The sequence below is a fragment of the Myxococcus vastator genome, assembly GCF_010894475.1.
GTDB classification, from domain to species: Bacteria; Myxococcota; Myxococcia; order Myxococcales; family Myxococcaceae; genus Myxococcus; species Myxococcus vastator.
Map to the genome: position 1 here is coordinate 1 of NZ_JAAIYB010000986.1, position 400 is coordinate 400.

A 400-nucleotide genomic window follows, 5' to 3' on the forward strand; every position below is an offset into this window, starting at 1 on the left:
CTGATATCCGGAAGCTTCTGGCCCAACTAGAGCTGGAGTCCTTCCTGCGGGTATCTGGAGGCAAGGGCCTTCATGTCGTGGTGCCCTTGAATCCCGGGTGCGACTGGGACCTGACCAAGCGCTTCGCCAAAGGATTCGCCGACGCGTTGGCCCAGTCGGAACCTCAGCGGTTCTTGGCCACCGCCACCAAAGCCCTTCGAAACAAGCGGATCTTTGTCGACTACCTGCGTAACGGTCGAGGTGCCACCGCAGCGGCGTCGTATTCCCTGCGGGGTAGACCGGGCGCGCCTGTCGCGATGCCTCTGGCGTGGAGCGAGCTGCCAAACCTCAAACGGGCTGACGCGTTCACGATCAAGGACGTGCCGGGCAAGCTGAAACGTCGCCGCAAGGATCCCTGGGA

At 62.8% G+C, this 400-nt stretch carries 1 protein-coding gene; it reads left to right on the forward strand.

What is annotated here, in order from left to right; all coding sequences use genetic code 11:
- Positions 1–400 (forward strand): non-homologous end-joining DNA ligase LigD (gene ligD / locus G4D87_RS38700; RefSeq protein WP_443192661.1); only part of this gene is annotated, 400 nt, incomplete at both ends.